Here is a 19,913-nt window from a genome sequence, read left to right as displayed (position 1 = left end):
ATCTTGTTTAATGCACTGGATTTTAGTGATCCCAATAATATAAACAGCTTCTTAAGCTCCTTGGTGCTTCCAGCTGTAGAAACCTACAAATATAGAAGAGAAGTAAAAACTTTTCTAAAATATACTTACGTAAAAACAAAAAGGATACCAACAAAGATATATAGAAAAATAATAGCAAAGGGTACTAAATTCAAATAGTACCCTTTTCATTTACTGACTCTGTTTTTTTGTCTTTATATACCTGAGGAAAGTCATAGAAATTCCTGCAAGGCATATGACTGCAGCAGTTCTATATACGAAGCCCATGCCGTAGATAAATATATCTTCTCTTCTATCTACAAAGCTAGCCACAGAGTACCCTATCTTATAACTCATTCTATTATACAGCAAGGTTAATGAAAAAGCTATTCCAAATACCATACCCAAGTTTCTTATCAATGCATTGATGCTAGCAGCTATTCCAAGCTTATATCTTGGAACTGAGGACATGACAAGCGAATTGTTTGGAGATTGAAAAAGTCCGTTTCCTGCACCAAGCACAGCAAGCCTCAACATTATAGATATAAAGCTTGAGTTTAAATTCAAAAAGGACATTAAAAGCAGTCCTGCAGCTGTTAATAAAAGACCAAGCATAGTCAATATTTCACTTCCTATTTTATCAGACAAATAACCGCTTACCGGTGCAATAAAAGCTACAGTAATTGGATAAACCATCATTAAAAGCCCAGCTTGGCTTGGGCTGGTTTTCATGGCATTCTGCAAATAAAATGGATGTATTATATTTGTGCAGAAAATTGCTAAAAAGGAAATAAAGGCACAAATTATACTTACGGTAAAAAGCTTATTATGAAATAAGGTAAAATCCAACATAGGATGCTCCACTTTCTTCTCCCAAAAGTAGAAGCCTATCAGGCAAACCACTGACGCTGCGAAGCTTAATAATATATATGCATTCCTCCAGCCTAAGGTTTCGGCACTTAGCATAGCCCAGAACAAAGCTACGATGCTGATTAGAAAAATTACTGCTCCAACCGCATCAAAGCTTTCGTGGCTTTCCTTATGCTCCTTTGGCAAAAGCTTCATGCCCAAAAGGAAAGCAACAGCTCCTATAGGAACATTTATTAAAAATATGGATTCCCAATTAAAAAGTCCAACCATAACTCCTCCTAGGGGTGGTCCAATCATTGTTCCCAGAGCCACGGTTGTACCTGAAAGTCCAAGAGCTCTTCCTCTTTCATTTCCTGGAAAGACGCTTGTTATTATGGCTTGACTGCAGGACATGGTCATTGCTGCTCCAATGGCTTGAACTATCCTAGAAACAATTAGTAAAGTCAGGGTGTTTGAAATTCCACATAAAAGCGAACCAATAGAAAAAATCAGGAAACCGAACTGGTAAACTTGATTTTTTCCCTTTAAATCTGCTATTCTACCAAATATTAAAATGGTTGATGCAATTACGATAAGATAACTTGTTACTACCCACTGAATGGCTCCAAGCGATGCTTCAAGCTTATTAGCCATGGTTGGGAGAGCTACATTTACAATGCTGCTGTCCAAGGTAGACATAAATGGTCCTATCAATACCACAGCAAGTATAAGCCATCTTTTATTGTTTATGTCTTGTTCTGCATGAACCATTATAATACCTCCATTAACTTGAAGAATTCTGCTGATTTTTATTATGGATATATTCTTCCACCCACAGCCTTAAAAATTCACAGCTTTTTTCTACATCTTCTACCTTATGCTTAAGAGAGTATTGGTACTTGCTGATTCCATTCAAATATAGAGGGTCATAATATTTGACCATAAGTTCTTCAGCTACCTTCTGATATTCGCCCTTTCTAACCAATTCAGTGTATTTTTCAATATTCTCCTGGCTTATGTGCTTTCCTAGAAGTTCCAAGGACTCTAATATATCTTCAACTGCATTTTCCGAGCTTAGATACTCTTTTAAAATAAGCTTAGCCCTAAAAGCCAAATCCGCTTCTATAAGCACATGAGTACCATTTACCATGCTATTAAATATATACTCGGGTATTATAATATTTCCTATTTTTCTGCTTTCGCCTTCAACAAAAACATAATCAGATTTCCTGTTTTTAAGCTCTCCATATATGATAGACTCAAACTGCTTTTGGCTGCGAGTATTTCCAAGTCCCACACTTCCAAGAAGTGACCCCCTATGGTTTGCAGCTTCCTCCAAATCCAAAATATTCATACCTTTTTCCTTAAGGCATTTTAAAAGCTCTGTTTTTCCTGTTCCTGTTTTACCTCTAAGAACAATATATTTTACACCTTCATTAACCTTTGGAAGTTCCTCATTTATAAAGCATCTATAGCCTTTATAACCCCCTGAAAGCTTATAGGCGCTAACTCCAAGCGTACCTAAAAGCGAGCAGATGCTTGAGCTTCTCATCCCGCCTCTAGCACAAAAGAGGATAAGCTTGTCATATTTCTTATCCAGCTCTGCCATCTCTTCGTATAGCTTTGGAAGTTTTCTGGAAACTGCCTCAACTCCTAGCTTTTTCGCTTTCTCCGTACTTTCATTTACATATACAGTACCGATATTTTTTCTTTCCTCATCGTCAAAAAGAGGAATATTAACGGCTCCTGGAATTGTTGCTTCCTTATATTCCCCAGGACTTCTAACATCTATTAAAACATAATTGCCATTCAAATCCCTATAATCAACAGTTCTAAACATTTTTCCTCCGTAAATCGAATATTTTCCGCATTTTAGTATAATCCTATTTTTAAATATTGTCAAAAAAACAGAGGTTATACCTTCTGCGCATGTATATATAATTGTATTATATATACATTAACTGTCCCAGAAACGCTAAAAGAACTGGGGTTGGCTTAAGCCTTCCCCAGCTTCCCTTTCATGTATTTCATGCTAACTAAAGTTAGTACAAGCATAGAAACGGTGAGAACTATATGAGTTGTAAAAATATCTGTACTATCCTTCAGTATTCCCATAAAAGGAAAGGCTGCTGCTAAAGTTAAATTTGTAACCAAGCTCTGAAATGACAATATGGTAGCACGTTTGTCTGAAGGAATATGCTTGTTTAAATACTTTGTTGTAACCGGTCTGTATATTCCCCTTGCAGCCTGCTGAAGAAGAATTGCAAAAACGCCAAACCACTGCCTTGTTATGCTCAATATAAAAAAAGAAATTATCATCAAGAACGCCATAAAAGTCAATGTTTTCGGTTTTGTCTTTTCCATAATGTATGCACTTCTTTTAGATATGAAAGCAGCAGTTATATTGAAAAGAAAAAACAAGATTCCAAAATACTTAACTGGTATATTTACAGCTTCCATGTATGGTTGAAAGTACCAGAAACCTGTTCTGTAGAATATAAAAAATATCATGGTGAAAAACACAATAGCTTTAAGTTTTTCATGGTTAAGTACAAAACTCCCACTTTCCTTTATCTGCTGAAAGTAGCTAAGCTTTTTCTCATTCTCATCTTCCTGAATTGGAGCCTCTTTAAAATTAAATGCTATCGCAGTGGTGAGTATCATAATAAACATTGAAGCTATTAATGGGTAGTATATATTTGCTTCATAAAGAAAGCTTGATAGTACTGAACCAATAGCCTGAGCATAAAGTGCAAAAGATCTTGCCTTTCCCTCTATCTTCTGATACTCCTTTTCTCTTCCTAATTGCTTTAAGGAATCATAAATTAGTGCACTATCTGCCCCTGATTTAAAAGCTGAGCCTAAGCTGAAGGTTATTTCTGAAATAGCAAATACAATAAAACCCTTACCTATAACATATAAAAGCAAGCCTAAAGCCCACATTAACGCTCCAAGCATAACACTGTATTTTCGTCCAATCTTGTCTGCCAAAGCCCCTGTAGGTACCTCAAAGAAAAATACTGAAACCGCCGATATGGACTGCAAAAGCATAATTTCAGTAAAGGTTAAACCCTTAGCTGTTAGGAATAAAACTAAAACTGGACCCAAAATCAAAAGCTCTGCAAAAGTAGAATAAAAATAATAAGTTCGAATGTTTCTTTCCATTTTTATACCCCCTTTTTATTAATTTTGGTTTTGTTTTTAAAAAAAGAAACCCCACGTAGTCTCCATTAAAGGTGACTCCGTAGGGTTTTCTCTACGTGTAGGATAACGATGCTTTGTATCCCTGTACCGCTGGCTAAATAGGTACACTCACACATGTATCATACCATATATTTACATATAAATAAATAGTATTTTTCAACAAATTAATATAATGATGTTTATCAGTTTATCTAAAAAATCTAAATTTATGCAGTTTGGCAGGAGCAATCCTTGAAAAACCTAATAGCTGCATAAATAATAAATAGGATACCGAAACCTGCTATAGGCTGCAATTACTTACTAATTAACATATAAATATGTTCTTTTGATGGAATAGAGGAAATAGCTCCTTTTCCAGTTGTAGTTAAAGCACCGCTTGCATTTGCAAATGCAAGTATATTCTCATGGTGCTTTTTTATTATTTCTTTTAAGTTCTGAGCAGTGGTCCTTTTGTCTAGCAACTGATATAATAGCGCTCCGATAAAGGCATCTCCTGCACCAGTAGTATCCTGGACGCTGACAGCATATCCAGTTGATTCGTATATTTCATCCTGTAAATAAAGTGCTGCTCCTTTCGAGCCTTTTGTCAAAATTATGGCTTTTACATCTCCTATGAAAAGCGAGGCTATGGCTTCATTTACATTTGAGGTACCTGTAATAAATTCTAGCTCATCATCAGAAATTTTTACGATATGTGCTAATGGAATAAACTCCAAAATTGTTTTTCTGCATTCCTCAGGGTTATCCCAAAGCGGCAGACGCACATTTGGATCAAAGCTAATAATGCCTCCCCGACACTTGGAAGCTTGAATAACTTTTTTATGGGCTCCCTTCATAGGACTTTCTACCAAGTCCACAGAACAAAAATGTATTATATCACCTTCACTGAACCAATTTTCATTAATGTCAGATTCTGAAAGAAATAAATCAGAAGACGGCTTACGATAAAATAAAAAATCTCTTTCTCCATCTTCTCTAAGTGATACAAAGGCTAGTCCAGTGTTGGCTTTCTTTGTTCTTAAGATTTTATCAGTAGCAACACCGTACTGACTCAATTGCTCTAATAGAAAATCTCCAAAGCTATCCTCGCCTAACATTGTAATTAAAGCAGCCTTCCCTCCGAATTTTGCAACTGCTGCAGCCACATTAGCAGGTGCTCCCCCAGGAACCCTTTCAAAAGCTGTAACATCCTTTAATGCCTTTCCCTTTTGAAGCGGCACAAAATCAATTAAAAGTTCGCCAATTGAAAATAGACTTCCCATCTTTCAGCCTCCTTAACCTAAGTTTTATACTGTTTGAATTAAGCTTACATGCTTTTGTTGTTCCGTACTCAATTCCAAACTGCTTATCTGTTAAAGTACGATCCAGTATCAGCTTTTCCTAGTTAGAATCATAAAAAAGATATGCTGAAACAATACTCAGCATATCTTTTTGTTGCTTAAAATTATTAAAACTCTGAAGTTCCTGTAGTTCTTGGGAATGGAATAACATCTCTTATATTTGTCATTCCTGTTAAATACATAAGTATTCTTTCAAAGCCCAGACCAAACCCTGAGTGAACAGTTTCACCATATTTTCTAAGCTCTAAATACCACCAGTAGTCTTCTTTCTTAAGCCCAAGCTCTTCCATTCTTGCCTCAAGAACGCTAAGTCTTTCTTCTCTTTGGCTTCCACCAATGATTTCACCAACCCCAGGCACAAGAAGATCAGCTGCAGCAACTGTTTTTCCATCATCATTTTGTCTCATATAAAAAGCCTTGATTTCCTTTGGATAATCTGTAACAAATACAGGCTTCTTAAAGTGCTTTTCTGTAATGTATCTCTCATGCTCAGTTTGAAGATCAATACCCCACTTAACTGGGTATTCAAACTTTTCACCGCTCTTTTCAAGAATCTCTACAGCTTCTGTATAAGTTATTCTTCCAAAATCAGAATTAACTACATTGCTTAGTCTATCAAATAAGCCTTTATCGATAAAGCTGTTGAAGAACTCCATTTCTTCTGGAGCATTTTCCATAACATATTTGATTATATACTTAACCATTGCTTCAGCAACTTCCATATCGTCTTTAAGATCCGCAAAAGCCATTTCAGGTTCTATCATCCAGAACTCTGCAGCGTGTCTTGCTGTATTGGAGTTTTCTGCTCTGAAGGTTGGTCCAAAGGTATAAATGTCTCTAAATGCAAGAGCAAAGGTTTCTCCGTTTAGCTGACCGCTAACTGTAAGGTTTGTTTCCTTTCCGAAGAAATCTTGGGCAGTATCTATCTTGCCTTCCTCTGTTTTTGGAATATTGTTTAAATCAAGAGTTGTAACTCTGAACATTTCTCCAGCACCTTCCGCATCGCTTCCAGTTATAATTGGAGTGTGTACATACACAAAGCCCTGTTCTTGGAAGAATTTGTGAATAGCGTAGGCTGCTAAGGAACGTACTCTGAACACCGCTGAAAAAGTGTTGCTTCTAGCTCTTAAGTGAGCTATAGTTCTTAGGTATTCTAGGCTATGTCTCTTCTTTTGAAGAGGATAATCAGAATTAGACATTCCCTCGATTATAATTTTCTTTGCCTTTATTTCAAAAGGCTGTTTAGCCTCTGGAGTAAGCTCCACAAGCCCTTCTACAGTTACAGACGAACTTATAGGCAGCTTTGATACATCCTTATAGTTTTCCATATCGCTTTCAAATACTACCTGAACATTTTTAAAGAAGCTTCCATCGTTTAGCTCTATAAAACCAAAGGCATTAGAAGCTCTTATAGTCCTTACCCATCCTGATATGCTTACTACTTGCCCAGCATGCTTCTCAGTTTCTCTGTAAAGTTGTTTAATTACTACTGATTCCATAATATTTCCTCCTATACTATATCTAAGTATTATTTTTACCACCTTTAGGCAATAATTATGTAAATAAAAAAACCTTCCATTCCACTACAAAGTAATGGGACGAAAGGTTGTATTCGCGGTGCCACCCAAATTGCCGAACAAAATCGGCCAGCTCAAAGAAGTACATATAATACTCTCCAATCTGTAACGCTTTGGCTGCGTCTAAGTCTACTCTCTCAAGGATTTCGGTTAGAAACTCAGAGCTGTTCTTCACCATAAGCTTCATACCAGTCTTCCACCAACGCTGGCTCTCTTTAAATCCACTGTACAGCTACTCTTCTCATCAATGTTTTTAATTATTATATTAATTATATAATATACTACTAATAGCGATATATGTCAACAGTAAAATAACGGTTTTTAAAATTAAAAGAATTCTTTATGTGATATTTTTAAAAACCTCTCCAATGCTGTCCTTTATAATTAAATTTGCCCTGCTGTCATAAGGCGTTCCTGTTTTATTTATTAAAACCAGATTACTGCCTTTGTAATAGGTCACCAGATTAGCCGCAGGATAAACTGAAAGAGAGGTGCCACCTACTATCAAAACCTCAGCTTTTTCTATATATTGAACTGCTCTTTGAAGCACATTCATATTAAGTCCTTCCTCATAAAGCACTACATCAGGCTTTACTACACCGCCGCATCTGCTGCATTTTGGAATATCAGCTGAATTTATGATATAGTCAAGAACAAAAAATTCGTGACAGTTCATACAATAATTCCTGTGAATAGAACCATGAAGTTCTAAAACATTCTTACTTCCTGCCTTTTGATGCAATCCATCAATATTTTGTGTAATTACTGCTTTTAACTTGCCCTGCTTCTCTAGCTTTGCTAAAGCGAGATGTGCATAGTTGGGCTCTGCCTCCTTGTAAATCATTTTGCTTCTGTAGAAATCATAGAAATCCTTTGTATGCTTGGTAAAAAAACTTCTTGAAAGTATTTCTTCAGGAGAATATCTAGTTCCTGAGTCTTTGTTATAAAGGCCGTTTGCGCTTCTAAAATCAGGAATATTTGATTCTGTTGAGACACCTGCACCTCCAAAAAACACTATATTGTCTGATTTGTCAATTATCTCTCTTAAAGCTTTTATGCTCATATGCTCACCTCATTCGTCTAAATAAATTATAACATCCTAACTATATTTTAATACAAGATTATAGTTCAACAATCTTTGTTGCAATATTTCCACAAAATTGAATATAATGCCCTATAAACTAGGGATTCCAGACAGAAACTCTACAAAAACCTAACGATTAAATAATCATCATAGTGTTCAAAGCCTATGGAAATATAGGCTTTTACAGCAGGTGTATTGTTTTTCTTAACGGAAAGAGTAGGCACCTTTCCCTTTGCAATAATTCTTCTGCACAGTTCAGAAACTGTTGCCTTGCAATAGCCTTTTCCCCTTTCCTTCTCAGAGGTATAAACGCTTCCAATCTGATTTATCTCAGGAGTATATGTTTGCACGCAAGCCTGGGCCACCATGGTTCCATCCTTTTCTGCAATTATATATTCCTCTTCTTTTCCCTTTTGAACTAAAGCCTTTTTAACGTCTTCTCTTGTTACCTCCTGCTTGAACCCATTTACACGAGCATCCATAACAAAATCAACTGCATTTTCATTCTCCGCGTTATTTGCATTTACAAAATTCATATCAGCCAATGTAAAGGGTTTCAAGTTCCTGTTTATAAAGTAGGAGCTTTCATCATAGGAGTGAGTTTCTTTAAAGTCTTTAATCTCATCGTACAAGGGTCTTATAATTTTACGCATCCCCAATAAAAACTCGAATTTATTTTCCTTCATAAGCGATGCAAAAAAAGGTATAGCTTCCTCCTCTTCATAGTGCGGTATGCAGCTTCCAAGATTGTAAAAAGGCAATATTCCTTTTAACAGTTCTCCATTAAAAAATCCATAGTAATCTGCACACCTTCTTATTTCTTCCCTATTATCAATGCCAAATTCCTTAATATTTGCATATAAAAATGAGGTCTCAATTTCGTTTCTAGAAAGATACTCCATAATAGTTTTTTCATCAGCTTGTGTAAGCTGCCTAATCATTAATAACCCCTCCATCCGTTTTTAATACATAGTATAGCAATAAACCCTTTTAAACATATAAATCTTAACTACTTTTATTTTCTAATCGGCCTATTCTAATCCTGGCAGCATTAGCTGCTCATGCCTTTTCTTTTCCTCAAATTCATGAAGATAATTAAAAACCTGTTCAATATCACAAGATATGTTATTAGCTTTGCAGATTCTTTTCATCATATTCATTAACTTGCTATTATTAGCACTTGGCAGCTGGTATGCATAACCGTAATCTTCCATGTATCTATCCTTCATCCCTGGAAGCCTCTCATCCAGCTTCTTATAAAAATATTCTCGGTTTCCTTCTCTTAAGGTTAGCCCCATACCAAAGCAGATAATCCCGCGTACTTTTGCCTCTACACAATAATGTAGAATTCCCTGAATATTTTCCTCAGTGTCATTGATAAAGGGCAATATAGGACTTATCCAAACTACTGTAGGTATTCCGCTATCGCGCATTATTCTTAACACCTCAAATCTCTCTCTTGTAGTGCTTACATTAGGCTCAATAATTTTGCACAAGGCCTCATCATAAGTAGTAAGAGTCATCTGGACTACACACTTTGTCTTTTCATTAATCTTTTTTAATAAATCCAAATCCCTTAAAATTCTTGCAGACTTGGTCTGTATCGCCAGTCCAAATCCATAGGAATCAATAAGTTCAATGCACTTTCTTGTATTGCCAAGTTTTTCTTCTAGGTGTATGTACGGATCACTCATTGCCCCAGTACCTATCATGCATTTTTTTCTTTTTCTTCGAAGTGCATCTTCTAAAAGCTTTGGCGCATTGAGCTTCACTTCTATATCTTCAAAATCATGCTTCATCTGATAACATTTGCTTCTTGAATCACAATATATGCAGCCATGTGTGCAACCTCTGTAAATATTTATTCCATTTTGAGGTGATAAGATGCCTTTTACTTCTGTTTCGTGCATAGTCTTCTCCTGCTTCCTAAAATACTTTTTTGCATGTGTATAGTTTAATATTCCATATTGTTACGTAAGATTTTCTATTGCTTTGCTTAACAGCTTTTCTCATTATAGAATGCTGCTCATTAGCTGGTAATCATCCTCTTGTACTCCTCCCATCAAAGGCTTGATTCCTGAGTGAAGAAAAGTACACCTTATAACTGATTTAGAACCAAACTTTAACCTTATGCCGTCTAATGTACTATCCAAAGCACTATTTTTAACGTTCCTCTTATCTTCAAAGAAGGTTGTCTGACAAAATTCATTGGTACACAGCTCCGAAACCCTTACCCCAATTTGCCTAAGAGGTTCACCCTTCCAAAGTTCATCAAACAACTCACAGGCAATGCCAGCTATACTTCTGGTGCTGTCAGTATAGTAGTGAATCTTTCTCTGTCTTCCTGCGCTTGAAAATTCACTTGTACGAAAATGAATGGAAACTAAGCTGCAGCAATTGCTCGAATCTCTAAGTCTCATACCAACTGTCTCGGATAAAGACAATATCACTTTATGAGCTTCGCTTCTTAAAGAAACATCAAAAGCTATAGTAGTTGAGTTTCCTATGCCCTTAATATCAATGTGATTGCTCTTTCTTACCTCGGAAAACTCAATGCCGTTAGCATAGTTCCAAATCATTTGACCATGGCTTTTCAGCTTTTCCTTTAAAAGCTTTAAATCGCAGTTGGCTAAATCTCCTATAGTAAATATGTTTAAGTTATGCAGCTTTGGAAGTGTAGCTCTCCCAACCATAAACAAGTCTTCTACCGGAAGCGGCCACATCTTTTTTTTAATCTCCAGTGGAAACAAGCTTACAACTGCATCAGGCTTTTTTATGTCAGAGGCAACTTTTGCAAGGAGCTTGTTATTTGATATGCCAATGTTTACCGTAAAGCCAAGTTCCTTTTTAATTCTGTCCTTGATTTCATGTGCAAGTTCTACGAAGTTAGGATATAAGTTTTCCATATTTGTAAAGTCTAAAAAGCATTCATCCACCGAAAATCTTTGAATAGTTGGCGTATATTCCTTTAAAAGCTCCACCATTGCATTTGAACATTTCATGTACAAATCATACTTAGGAGGAGAGATATAAAGGTCTGGACACTTCTGAAGAGCTGAATATATAGTCTCACCTGTCTTAATTTTAAATTTTTTTGCAGGCATAGACTTAGCTAAAACTATTCCATGCCTTGTAACGGGATCTCCTCCAACTATGGAGGGTATCTGCCGAATATCCAGAGAAGCGCCCTGCTGAAGCATGTGAACAGCTGTCCATGATAAGTAGGCAGAATTAACATCAATGTGAAATATAACCCTATTGTCATTATTTTTCATGTATTTCATCCCTTTTCCAATACCTATTTTTATTATAATGAACACACGTTCGTACGTCAATAGTATTGTATGTTGGAAAAGAAATGTTTATGTATTGAAAAAGAGCCTTAGACAATTATAATATCTAAGGCATTTTCTTAAGAAATTTATTAGAAACTTGTAAGTACATAGTCCATTTGTTTGCAGCCTATAGCAGAAGCAACTGACTGGCATTTTGCCCTCATGAGATAAAATATTGTCTTATCTTTAATATGGCTTAAGGTTTCAAAATTAGCCTGTCCTTTGCTTATAACAAGGTCTGCTTTATTAAATTCACTATTAAAGCTATCCGAGCAATCTTTCAGTATGGTTCCCTGGGCAGAATGACCATTGTCGATGACTTTAACCAGGTTTGCAACACCTGTGCTTAATGCATCTTTCATAGTTGCATCATTAACTATAGGTCCTCCCTTTACAACATAGGTAACTTTTTCTACAGGAAGGTTCTCAAGTAAAAACTTATCAAATATGATTTCGCCGGAATTGTCAGCAATATAAATGATATTCTTGGATTTTTCTACTGCTTCCCTCAGAGCAGCTGTTCCAGTACCAAAAATATTATGGTTGATGCTTTCCTCCACAGATTTAATAATATCTGATGGCTCAAGCCTCAGTCCAACTGAAAAATCTATAATGTTTCCTGCAATTGCTAATCTGCAGGCCATATCGAATCTATCTTGCGCCTTATCCAGCCATTTTTCTTCAATGATTCTCTCATAGATACCTTCAGCAATTTCATTATACTGTTCCTTCAATCTTAAATACGGATCATGAATACCAGTAATATTCTTAGCATGTTGGTGCATCTTAAAAGCTATTTCAGGAGCTGTTTCGTTAAAATCCATTTCGCTTAGTTCTTTCAAGGATTTTTTTATTATCTCTTCCTGAATTGCTGCGTCTGATGTTGCTTCTTCTGCTATTTCTACTGCTTGTCTAGCAAGACAGTAAATGCATTCGCGTGAAACTTTCATTTATTATCAGCCCTTTCCACCCTCAAAAGATAAAAGTAATTTTGTTATCTCCAAGACATATTTCCTTAACGCAGAAAAAAGTTAACTTTTTAATTTTTAGCTCTGTTAAGTAATATGGTTGAATTGCTCTAGCAATAAGAAAATCCATGGACTAATGATTATTTTTATGATAAGCGTGAAAGTCTACATATCCAGGGATTTTTGTTTCATTTAGCTTTAATTATTAATGTGCTTAATCTCTGGCCAGTTCATACATAGCAGCAGCCATAATCTGTACATTCTTTATCAAGGAGTCAATTGCTATAAATTCATCAGGCTTATGCTCTACTAGGAGCTCGCCCTTAAAAATTGGTCCAAAGGCTACTACATTAGGCATAGCCTTAGCATAGGTTCCACCACCTATGGATATTAGTTCTGCCTTATCCTTTGTCTTTTCCTCATAAACCTTTTGCAGCTTCTTGATAAATTCAGTTTCTGGAGAAACATACAAGCTGCCCTTATAACCTAAATATATTTCCTCTAACTTTCCAAGACTCATTTTTTCTTTAAAGGTATCTATAAAGTCTTCATATTTTTTGGTCACTGGATATCTCATGTTTATTTGCAGGTTTATTTCCTGGCTGTTTCCTGAAATAACTCCAAGATTAAATATAAGCTTGCCGGATATCTCATCCTCCAAATAAATATCCAGGCCTTCGCCATTTAAATACAACCCAATATATTTATTCATAAAATCTAAGAATTCCTTTGTATCTCCTTCAAAGCCTAGCTTACCTAAGAATAATAAAAGATGAGATATAGCATTCTTACCCTTCTCAGGCGTGCTGCCGTGGGCTGAAATTCCATAAGCTTTTACTATAAGAGAATCTTCCTTCTCTTCAAGTTTTATCTCTTCTACACCCTCTGATGCCTTCTTTATATCATCAATTTTACTATGAGGCAGTGTAATAACCGCTTCTGCATAATCAGGTACTACATTTGGAGCAATCCCTCCGTTTATGGAGCTTAGTTTTATTTCTCCCTGCTGCCTAAGCTTTCTCCTATACTTGCCTCCAACTATGCCTTTTTCACCGTTTATTATTGGATATTCAGCATCAGGAGTAAAGCCGCATACTGGAAGCTCTCCAGCATTATCAACATAGTGTTTTACACATTTGCTGCCTGTTTCCTCATTTAGTCCAAAGAATACTCTTATTCTTCTGTTTAAAGGAAGATTTAACTCCTTTATGGCCTTCAAAGCATAAAGAGCTCCTATAGTTGGACCTTTGTCATCAATAGCTCCTCTTCCAAATATCTTGCCGTCATGAATTTCAGCAGCATAAGGAGGATAAGTCCAGCCGTCTCCCTCTGGCACTACATCCAAGTGACCTAAAACTGCTACCATCTCTTCACCTTGTCCATATTCTGCATAGCCTACATAATTGTCCACATTAACAGTTTTAAATCCAAGAGCTTCTGAAAGGCTCAAACAGTGCTCCAAAGCTTTATGTACACCTTCTCCAAAAGGCATGCCCTCTTTTTCTTCATCAAGAACGCTCTTTATTCTTATGGAATCCTGCACACTGCTTATTATATCTTCCTTCATACTAAAAATTTTATCATCAAGCACAAATCATCACTCCACTTCTTAAATTTGATACTTTAATTATACCTAAGTTTTCAGTTTATTACCAATATTTTTACTAAGCCTTCTACTTTTTATCAGTTGCATTAAGAAAAAAGAGACTGTATCAAAATACAGCCTCCTGTTAAAAACATTAGCAATTAACCTTTGCAGCAGCCAACTTCTTTGGCACATTGTCCTTAAGAAATGCATGAGCATAAAGAGCAGTTGCTAAAATCAGCATACCGGACATAAGAAATATTATCTGCATATTCCCAATGGTTATAAAACCTATATTGAAATTTAATCCTTGAAGCATACCCAATATCATTGAGCCTACTATGGTGCTAAGAAATCCAAGCACTCCTCCAAGAGCCGCATTTACCCCAAGATATATAGTTTTGCCTTCCTTTGGAGAAAACAAAAACTGTATATTAAACATGGCCATATTAATACCGCCCCAGGCAATACCGCTTAGTACATGCAGGAAAGGCACTAAAACAGGTGCTGTGGTATTGTTAACAAACAGCCAGCAGGCATGTATAATTCCAAGCATGCCTAAAGAGTACTTTGTACAGGTTATCCAGGATTTATGGTCTGCAAGCTTTCCCCAATAAGGAACTGTTATAATTCTTGCAATAGAGCTTAAAACCCCCATAAGCATGATATAGCTGTAGCTCAGCTTTATACCTGTTACCATGTATACTGCAAAAAATGGACCTGCAATTTGAAGCCCTATATTCCACAGTATGAAAAGCACTATAATAAGCTTGAATTTTGAATCCCTAAGAGGCTTTAAAAATATGTCCCTGAACTTTAACTGAACCCTTGAAACCTCCATTTTGGGCTCCTTTATAGAGGATATGGAGCAGAAGTTTAAAACAGCCATAGCCATAACAAGAAAGCCCATAAAAACAAAACCCATTTTTTCATTTCCAGCCTGTTTAAAAATGTCTAAAACCTTTCCAACAATAAGAGTAATAGCAGTTAAAAATGCTAAAGAATAAGCATCCCTTTTGGCTAAATACTTTCCTCTTATATGCTCTGGCGTTAAGCTAACAAGCCAGTTATTTGCTGGAGGAGTACTGAAGGAAGCCAAAAGATACGCTACTCCATAGGTTCCAGCAAGCGCAGCAAGCCTTGCATTTTGACTATCAAAAGCTAATGGGATAAAAAACATCAATCCCAGAAGAATTCTAAAGCTTATGCACAGCATGCTTACTAAAAATTTTCTTCTTTCCATCTTCTCAAAAACAAGTCCTGAAAATATTTGAATAACTCCCGCAAAAACTGGTATGGCTCCAACTATACCGTTAAACTCGTCTGTAGCTCCCATATAGTTTGCAAGACCTGCTAAAAATGCACCGCTTGTAAGTGAGTATACCCCTACTCCAAAGCAGCACTCGAAAATAAAGAATTTTCTCCCCTTTTCGTAATCCTTCCTATGTAAAGGATTTGAATCAAAATAAACCTTTTCAACTAAAGCCCCTAGCTTCATAGCTTATACCCCGATGAAATAATATTGTTATTTGGTAATAGTATAATATAGACTTTATCATATTACCATAGTTAATTCAAAAATTTAACATACAAAAATAAAGAACTAAGCATATGAAAATAGTGCTTAGTTCTTTACGATTACACAAGCTTTTCAAGTATTTTATTACTTCTTTCAATAAACTTAGCCATTGCTTCAGCGTCAAGCTGCTTGTTGCCTATTAAAGCTAAGTCATAGATGTGCTCGCAGATCATCTTTGCTGTTTCTTTTTTGTTTTCATCCTGGTTCATATCTATTAATGAATTTATTAAATCGCTATTTCTGTTTAAAACCAAGGTTTCTTCATTTGGGAACATGTTCTTTACATCCATGCCTCCAAACATAGCGCTCATTTCCTGCATTCTTCTTGAATGCTCGGAAAGAAGCATTATTGCAGGAATTCTTGTTGCCTTAAGGCTTTCAATCTTTATGTTTAATTTGTCGTTATCTAAGTTTGCCTTAAAGATTTGCTCTAATTCCTTTGAAGCATTTTCATCCTGCCCAACTGCTGTATCCTTTAACACATCTGTTAAATCAGAGTCAATTCTGTTAAACTGCACTCCGTTCTCCTTCATCTCAAGGAAGTTTATGAAGTGACTGTCTATTGCAGAATTTAAAATTATAGCCTCAAGGCTGTTTTCCTTGAACATTCTTATATACTGAGCCTGCTGGTTTTCATCGTTCACATAGAATACCTTATTTTCATGCTTCTCCTTATTGTTTTCAAGGTACTGCTTTAAAGTTAGATATTCTCCATTTGTGGTCTTGAAGATTATTATATCCTTAACCTTATCGTAAAAGCTCTCATCTCTCATACAGCCATATTTGATAAATACATTGATATCTTCCCAGAAGGAATTATATTTGTCTCTTTCCTTCTTAAACATTTCAGTAAGCTTATCTGCAACCTTTTTAGTTATATGCTTTGAAATTTTTATAACGTTAGAATCCTTTTGTAGAAAGCTTCTTGAAACGTTAAGAGGAAGATCAGCGCAGTCGATGACTCCCTTTAATAAAAGCAGGAATTCAGGAATAATTTCCTTTATATTGTCTGCAACAAACACTTGATTGTTGTAAAGCTTAATTTGCCCTTCGCTTGCATCCAGCTCATGCTTTAACTTAGGAAAATATAAAATTCCCTTTAAGTTAAACGGATAATCTACATTTAAGTGAATCCAGAATAAAGGCTCCTTAAAGTCGCGGAACACCTTTTGATAGAAGTCTTTGTATTCTTCGTCTGTGCACTCCTTTGGGTTCTTCATCCAAAGGGGTTGAGTATCGTTTAAAGGCTTTCTTTCTTCCTTTTTTTCTTCTTTTTCATCTTCAAGATATATTTCTGTTGGAAGGAAGGAGCAGTGTTTTTCAATTATCTCTCTTAGCTTAAATTCATCTAAAAATTCTTTTCCTTCTTCGTCAAGGAACAAGGTTACTGTGGTTCCTCTTTCTTTTCTATCTGATTCTCCAATCTCATACTCGGTTCCTCCAGAACAGCTCCACTTAACAGCTTCAGCACCTTCCTGGTAGGACAAAGTGTCTATTTCAACCTTCTCAGCTACCATGAAAGCAGAGTAAAAACCAAGACCAAAATGTCCTATTATCTGATTCTGCTCATCCATCTTGTCCTTGTATTTTGCTAAAAAGTCCTCAGCTCCTGAAAATGCAACCTGATTGATGTACTTTTTAACTTCCTCAGCTGTCATTCCTATACCGTTGTCTGTAAACTTAATAGTGTTGTTATCCTTGTTAAACTGGACTTTAATTTGAAATTTAGTATTATCATCTATCTTTGCCTCTCCAATAGAAGCAAGTCTTTTTAGTTTGCTTATAGCATCGCTGCTGTTGCTTATAAGCTCTCTAACAAAAATGTCCTTGTCAGAATACAACCATTTTTTAATTATAGGAAAAATATTTTCAGTATGAATGGATATGTTCCCATTTTCCTTATACATGAGATTAATCCTCCTTTTTTTCATATGTTTTATCCATTGAATATTTTATACCCGTTAGTTACATATGTCAATATATGGGTAACATAAAAAACAGCTCAACGAGCTGCTTTAAAATTACTTCTTCTTATCATAAAGAATCTGATCTATAACTATTACCATAGCCAGCATAAAAGCCTGATTTTCACTATCTGCAATATCTGCTCCATAAACATCTGAAAGCGTAAACCAGCCCTTGCTTACATAAGCAACCTGACGTCCATTGTTTAATATTTCAAATTCATGAGAGAATATATCTCCTTCTATGGTATAATTACCCATGCTGCTTTCTATAGTAAAACTTGGTCTGAACAAACTAAATTCCTTTTTTACAGAGGCAGCATAATTTCCATCTAAGTATATGTTAAACCTAGGCATAAGATGAAACATCTCCTGCTCTATATATACAAGTTCATTGCCTAATATATCATGAATTTTTAGCTTGTCACCAAAGGAAAACACCTTTCCCCTTACTTCAAAACGAGCATTATCCTCTTCATCTCTTATTGTAAAATTGTCCCCGAAACTGAAAATCCTTTGTCTTATTTTGTATCTCATATTACTCCCCCTTACTTATAGTATTAATTTAATACTTAGTACCCCAACAGCTTTAATATAATATATTCTAATCTTCAAATTCTATGCCAGCCAGCTTCATCAGGTAAACTGCATTTCTGGTAGTGGATACTCCTTCCTTAAGCTTGTAATCAAACTGTATTTCATTATCTTTATAATGCTCTTGAAAATGATAGTTCTTTATCTTAGAATTTTTATTTTCAAGCTCCCCAAGCTCTAAATCATGGGTTGATACAAGTCCCAAGGTGTTCGCCTTGCTCAGCTTATTAATAAGTGTCTCTGCCCCTAGATGCCTGTCAATTGAGTTTGTACCCTTAAATATTTCGTCTAGCAGAAAAAATACAGGCTCCCCTTTATTAACGGCACTAACTATTTCTTTAATTCTTATAATCTCTGCATAGAAAGAGGAAATATTTTTCTCTAAATTGTCGCTGATTCTCATGCAGGTATATATATTCATTATTGAACAGCTGAAGTTTTTAGCACATACAGGAGCACCTGCATAAGCCAAAATTAGATTTATTCCAATAGTCCTTAAATAGGTGCTTTTACCTGACATGTTTGAGCCGGTTATCAAAATTATACTGTGAGGCGCACCCAGCTTTGCGCTGTTGCTTACTCTGCCTTCAGGCAGCAGCGGATGAGCCAGTTCCTTTGCATTTATTTCAAGACCTTCACTTATAAAATCAGGCTTAGTCCAGCATGGATTATCTAACCCTATAATTGCTAAAGAATTAAGAGCCTCAAATTCTCCTATGCATTTAAGCCAATCTTCTACTGAATGGCCATAGGCTCTTTTCCAGCTTTCAAGCTTAACTATAAGATGATAGTCCCATAAAAATAAAATATTTAGCAGAATACTGAAAAAATTATTTCTATCAGAAATCCTGTCTGTAATTTTTATAAGCTTTGTTACAGCACTAGAGGCTTTGATATTATCAGGACTTGTAAGTTTTTCTTTAATTTCCTTAAGCAGAGGAGCTTTAAACCTTTTATCTTCAATTTGCTTAAGGGCTTTATAGTAAGCTCTTATATTTTTTTTATAGTTATAAGCAGTGTCTAAGGCCTCGCTTCTTATTTTTCCTCCAAGCTTTAAGGCTATTAAATCCAGCATTATAAATACAAGTGGAAGGGAATAGCCTATAGAGGGTCTTATAAAATAAAATATGATTGAGGCTATTGTAAATACAGGAAGTATAATAAGTCCTGCCTTGAAATAAAGCTTATCTACTAATTTTTCTCCTTTCGCTGCCCAAGTTATAAGCTCATCTACACTCTGATTTTCTGCGGGAATCCTTCCGCATTCAGCTTCAAGCCTTTGTCTAAAGCCTATGCTTTCAGACAGTTCTTTAATAGCCTGCTGCCTGCAGACTATATCCTGCAGATTTAAGCTTGGATTTGCTAAAAGTTCCTTAAGTCTTCTTCTGCCCATAGGAGTAACTGCAGTGTTTATCCACTGAAATATAGAACTTTTTCCAAATACATCCAAATCATCAGAATAGGGATGTTCTAGGTTCTTAAATTCTTCTCCAGTATCCTGGAACTGCCTCCATTCTCCTTTTAACCTTCTTAGTGAATAACTATTGATATCCAGCAGCTTTTCCGTGAGTCTTTTGCGCTCTATGACTGCATTGTGTTTAAAAATGAGAATAATAAAAGCAATAAGAGTGACAACCATCAGGCTCCAGGAGAAATAAAACTTTTTATAAATATAAAAATATATTGAAAAGCCAATACCAGCTGCAAATATAATTAGTCTAAGCATACTTATAAAATTAATAGTGTCCTTTTGTCTTTTTGTAAGTTTTTCAAGGCTTCTCATTCTCTTTTCATAAATTTCCTTTGAATTTCTCAA

The 19,913-nt window shown here is 35.7% G+C and carries 16 protein-coding genes and 1 other annotated feature; of the genes, 1 reads left to right on the top strand and 15 read right to left on the bottom strand.

Annotated features, from left to right (window positions below):
• Positions 1-3 precede the first annotated feature (3 nt).
• Positions 4-198: a hypothetical protein gene (locus tag NBE98_RS07980; RefSeq protein WP_250814421.1), complete on the top strand. Its 195-nt coding sequence runs from the start codon at positions 4-6 to the stop codon at positions 196-198.
• A 12-nt stretch (positions 199-210) separates the two neighbouring features.
• Here NBE98_RS07980 and NBE98_RS07975 read toward each other — a convergent pair whose 3' ends face one another.
• From NBE98_RS07975 to NBE98_RS07905, 15 genes are all read right to left on the bottom strand, one after another.
• A complete protein-coding gene (locus NBE98_RS07975; RefSeq protein WP_250814420.1) occupies positions 211-1,638 on the bottom strand; it encodes an MFS transporter in 1,428 nt (475 codons plus the stop codon).
• A 13-nt stretch (positions 1,639-1,651) separates the two neighbouring features.
• The gene (gene mnmH, locus NBE98_RS07970; RefSeq protein ID WP_250814419.1) at positions 1,652-2,707 is read right to left on the bottom strand and encodes a tRNA 2-selenouridine(34) synthase MnmH; all 1,056 of its coding nucleotides are present in this window, start codon (positions 2,705-2,707) and stop codon (positions 1,652-1,654) included.
• 155 nt (positions 2,708-2,862) lie between these two features.
• Positions 2,863-4,032 (bottom strand): MFS transporter, encoded by a 1,170-nt coding sequence (locus tag NBE98_RS07965; RefSeq protein WP_250814418.1) that lies wholly within the window; start codon positions 4,030-4,032, stop codon positions 2,863-2,865.
• A gap of 332 nt (positions 4,033-4,364) precedes the next feature.
• On the bottom strand, positions 4,365-5,333 hold the full coding sequence (locus NBE98_RS07960; protein ID WP_250814417.1) for a carbohydrate kinase family protein: 969 nt from the start codon (positions 5,331-5,333) through the stop codon (positions 4,365-4,367).
• A gap of 185 nt (positions 5,334-5,518) precedes the next feature.
• Positions 5,519-6,910 (bottom strand): asparagine--tRNA ligase, encoded by a 1,392-nt coding sequence (gene asnS, locus NBE98_RS07955; protein WP_250814416.1) that lies wholly within the window; start codon positions 6,908-6,910, stop codon positions 5,519-5,521.
• 92 nt (positions 6,911-7,002) lie between these two features.
• Positions 7,003-7,245, bottom strand: a binding site (T-box leader).
• A gap of 83 nt (positions 7,246-7,328) precedes the next feature.
• Complete coding sequence (locus NBE98_RS07950; RefSeq protein WP_250814415.1) at positions 7,329-8,051, bottom strand: NAD-dependent protein deacylase; 723 nt, start codon at positions 8,049-8,051, stop codon at positions 7,329-7,331.
• Positions 8,052-8,191: 140 nt separating this feature from the next.
• Positions 8,192-9,013: a GNAT family N-acetyltransferase gene (locus NBE98_RS07945; protein WP_250814414.1), complete on the bottom strand. Its 822-nt coding sequence runs from the start codon at positions 9,011-9,013 to the stop codon at positions 8,192-8,194.
• Positions 9,014-9,103: 90 nt separating this feature from the next.
• Positions 9,104-9,982, bottom strand: coding sequence for an SPL family radical SAM protein (locus NBE98_RS07940; protein ID WP_250814413.1), 879 nt, complete (start codon positions 9,980-9,982; stop codon positions 9,104-9,106).
• Positions 9,983-10,084: 102 nt separating this feature from the next.
• The gene (locus NBE98_RS07935; RefSeq protein WP_250814412.1) at positions 10,085-11,347 is read right to left on the bottom strand and encodes a DNA polymerase Y family protein; all 1,263 of its coding nucleotides are present in this window, start codon (positions 11,345-11,347) and stop codon (positions 10,085-10,087) included.
• Between the two features lie 149 nt (positions 11,348-11,496).
• Positions 11,497-12,357 (bottom strand): damage-control phosphatase ARMT1 family protein, encoded by an 861-nt coding sequence (locus NBE98_RS07930; RefSeq protein ID WP_250814411.1) that lies wholly within the window; start codon positions 12,355-12,357, stop codon positions 11,497-11,499.
• A gap of 232 nt (positions 12,358-12,589) precedes the next feature.
• Positions 12,590-13,966, bottom strand: coding sequence for a dipeptidase PepV (pepV, locus tag NBE98_RS07925; RefSeq protein WP_349305904.1), 1,377 nt, complete (start codon positions 13,964-13,966; stop codon positions 12,590-12,592).
• A 148-nt stretch (positions 13,967-14,114) separates the two neighbouring features.
• Positions 14,115-15,458, bottom strand: coding sequence for an MFS transporter (locus tag NBE98_RS07920; RefSeq protein WP_250814410.1), 1,344 nt, complete (start codon positions 15,456-15,458; stop codon positions 14,115-14,117).
• A gap of 140 nt (positions 15,459-15,598) precedes the next feature.
• A complete protein-coding gene (htpG, locus tag NBE98_RS07915; RefSeq protein ID WP_250814409.1) occupies positions 15,599-17,446 on the bottom strand; it encodes a molecular chaperone HtpG in 1,848 nt (615 codons plus the stop codon).
• 114 nt (positions 17,447-17,560) lie between these two features.
• Positions 17,561-18,040, bottom strand: a complete 480-nt coding sequence (locus tag NBE98_RS07910) for an LURP-one-related/scramblase family protein (RefSeq protein WP_250814408.1) — start codon at positions 18,038-18,040, stop codon at positions 17,561-17,563.
• A gap of 67 nt (positions 18,041-18,107) precedes the next feature.
• On the bottom strand, positions 18,108-19,913 hold the full coding sequence (locus tag NBE98_RS07905; RefSeq protein WP_250814407.1) for a MutS family DNA mismatch repair protein: 1,806 nt from the start codon (positions 19,911-19,913) through the stop codon (positions 18,108-18,110).

This window comes from Clostridium swellfunianum (assembly GCF_023656515.1).
Lineage (GTDB): Bacteria > Bacillota > Clostridia > Clostridiales > Clostridiaceae > Clostridium_AT > Clostridium_AT swellfunianum.
Note: the sequence above shows the minus strand (reverse complement) of the source record. Positions and strands in the feature narration are given on the sequence as shown.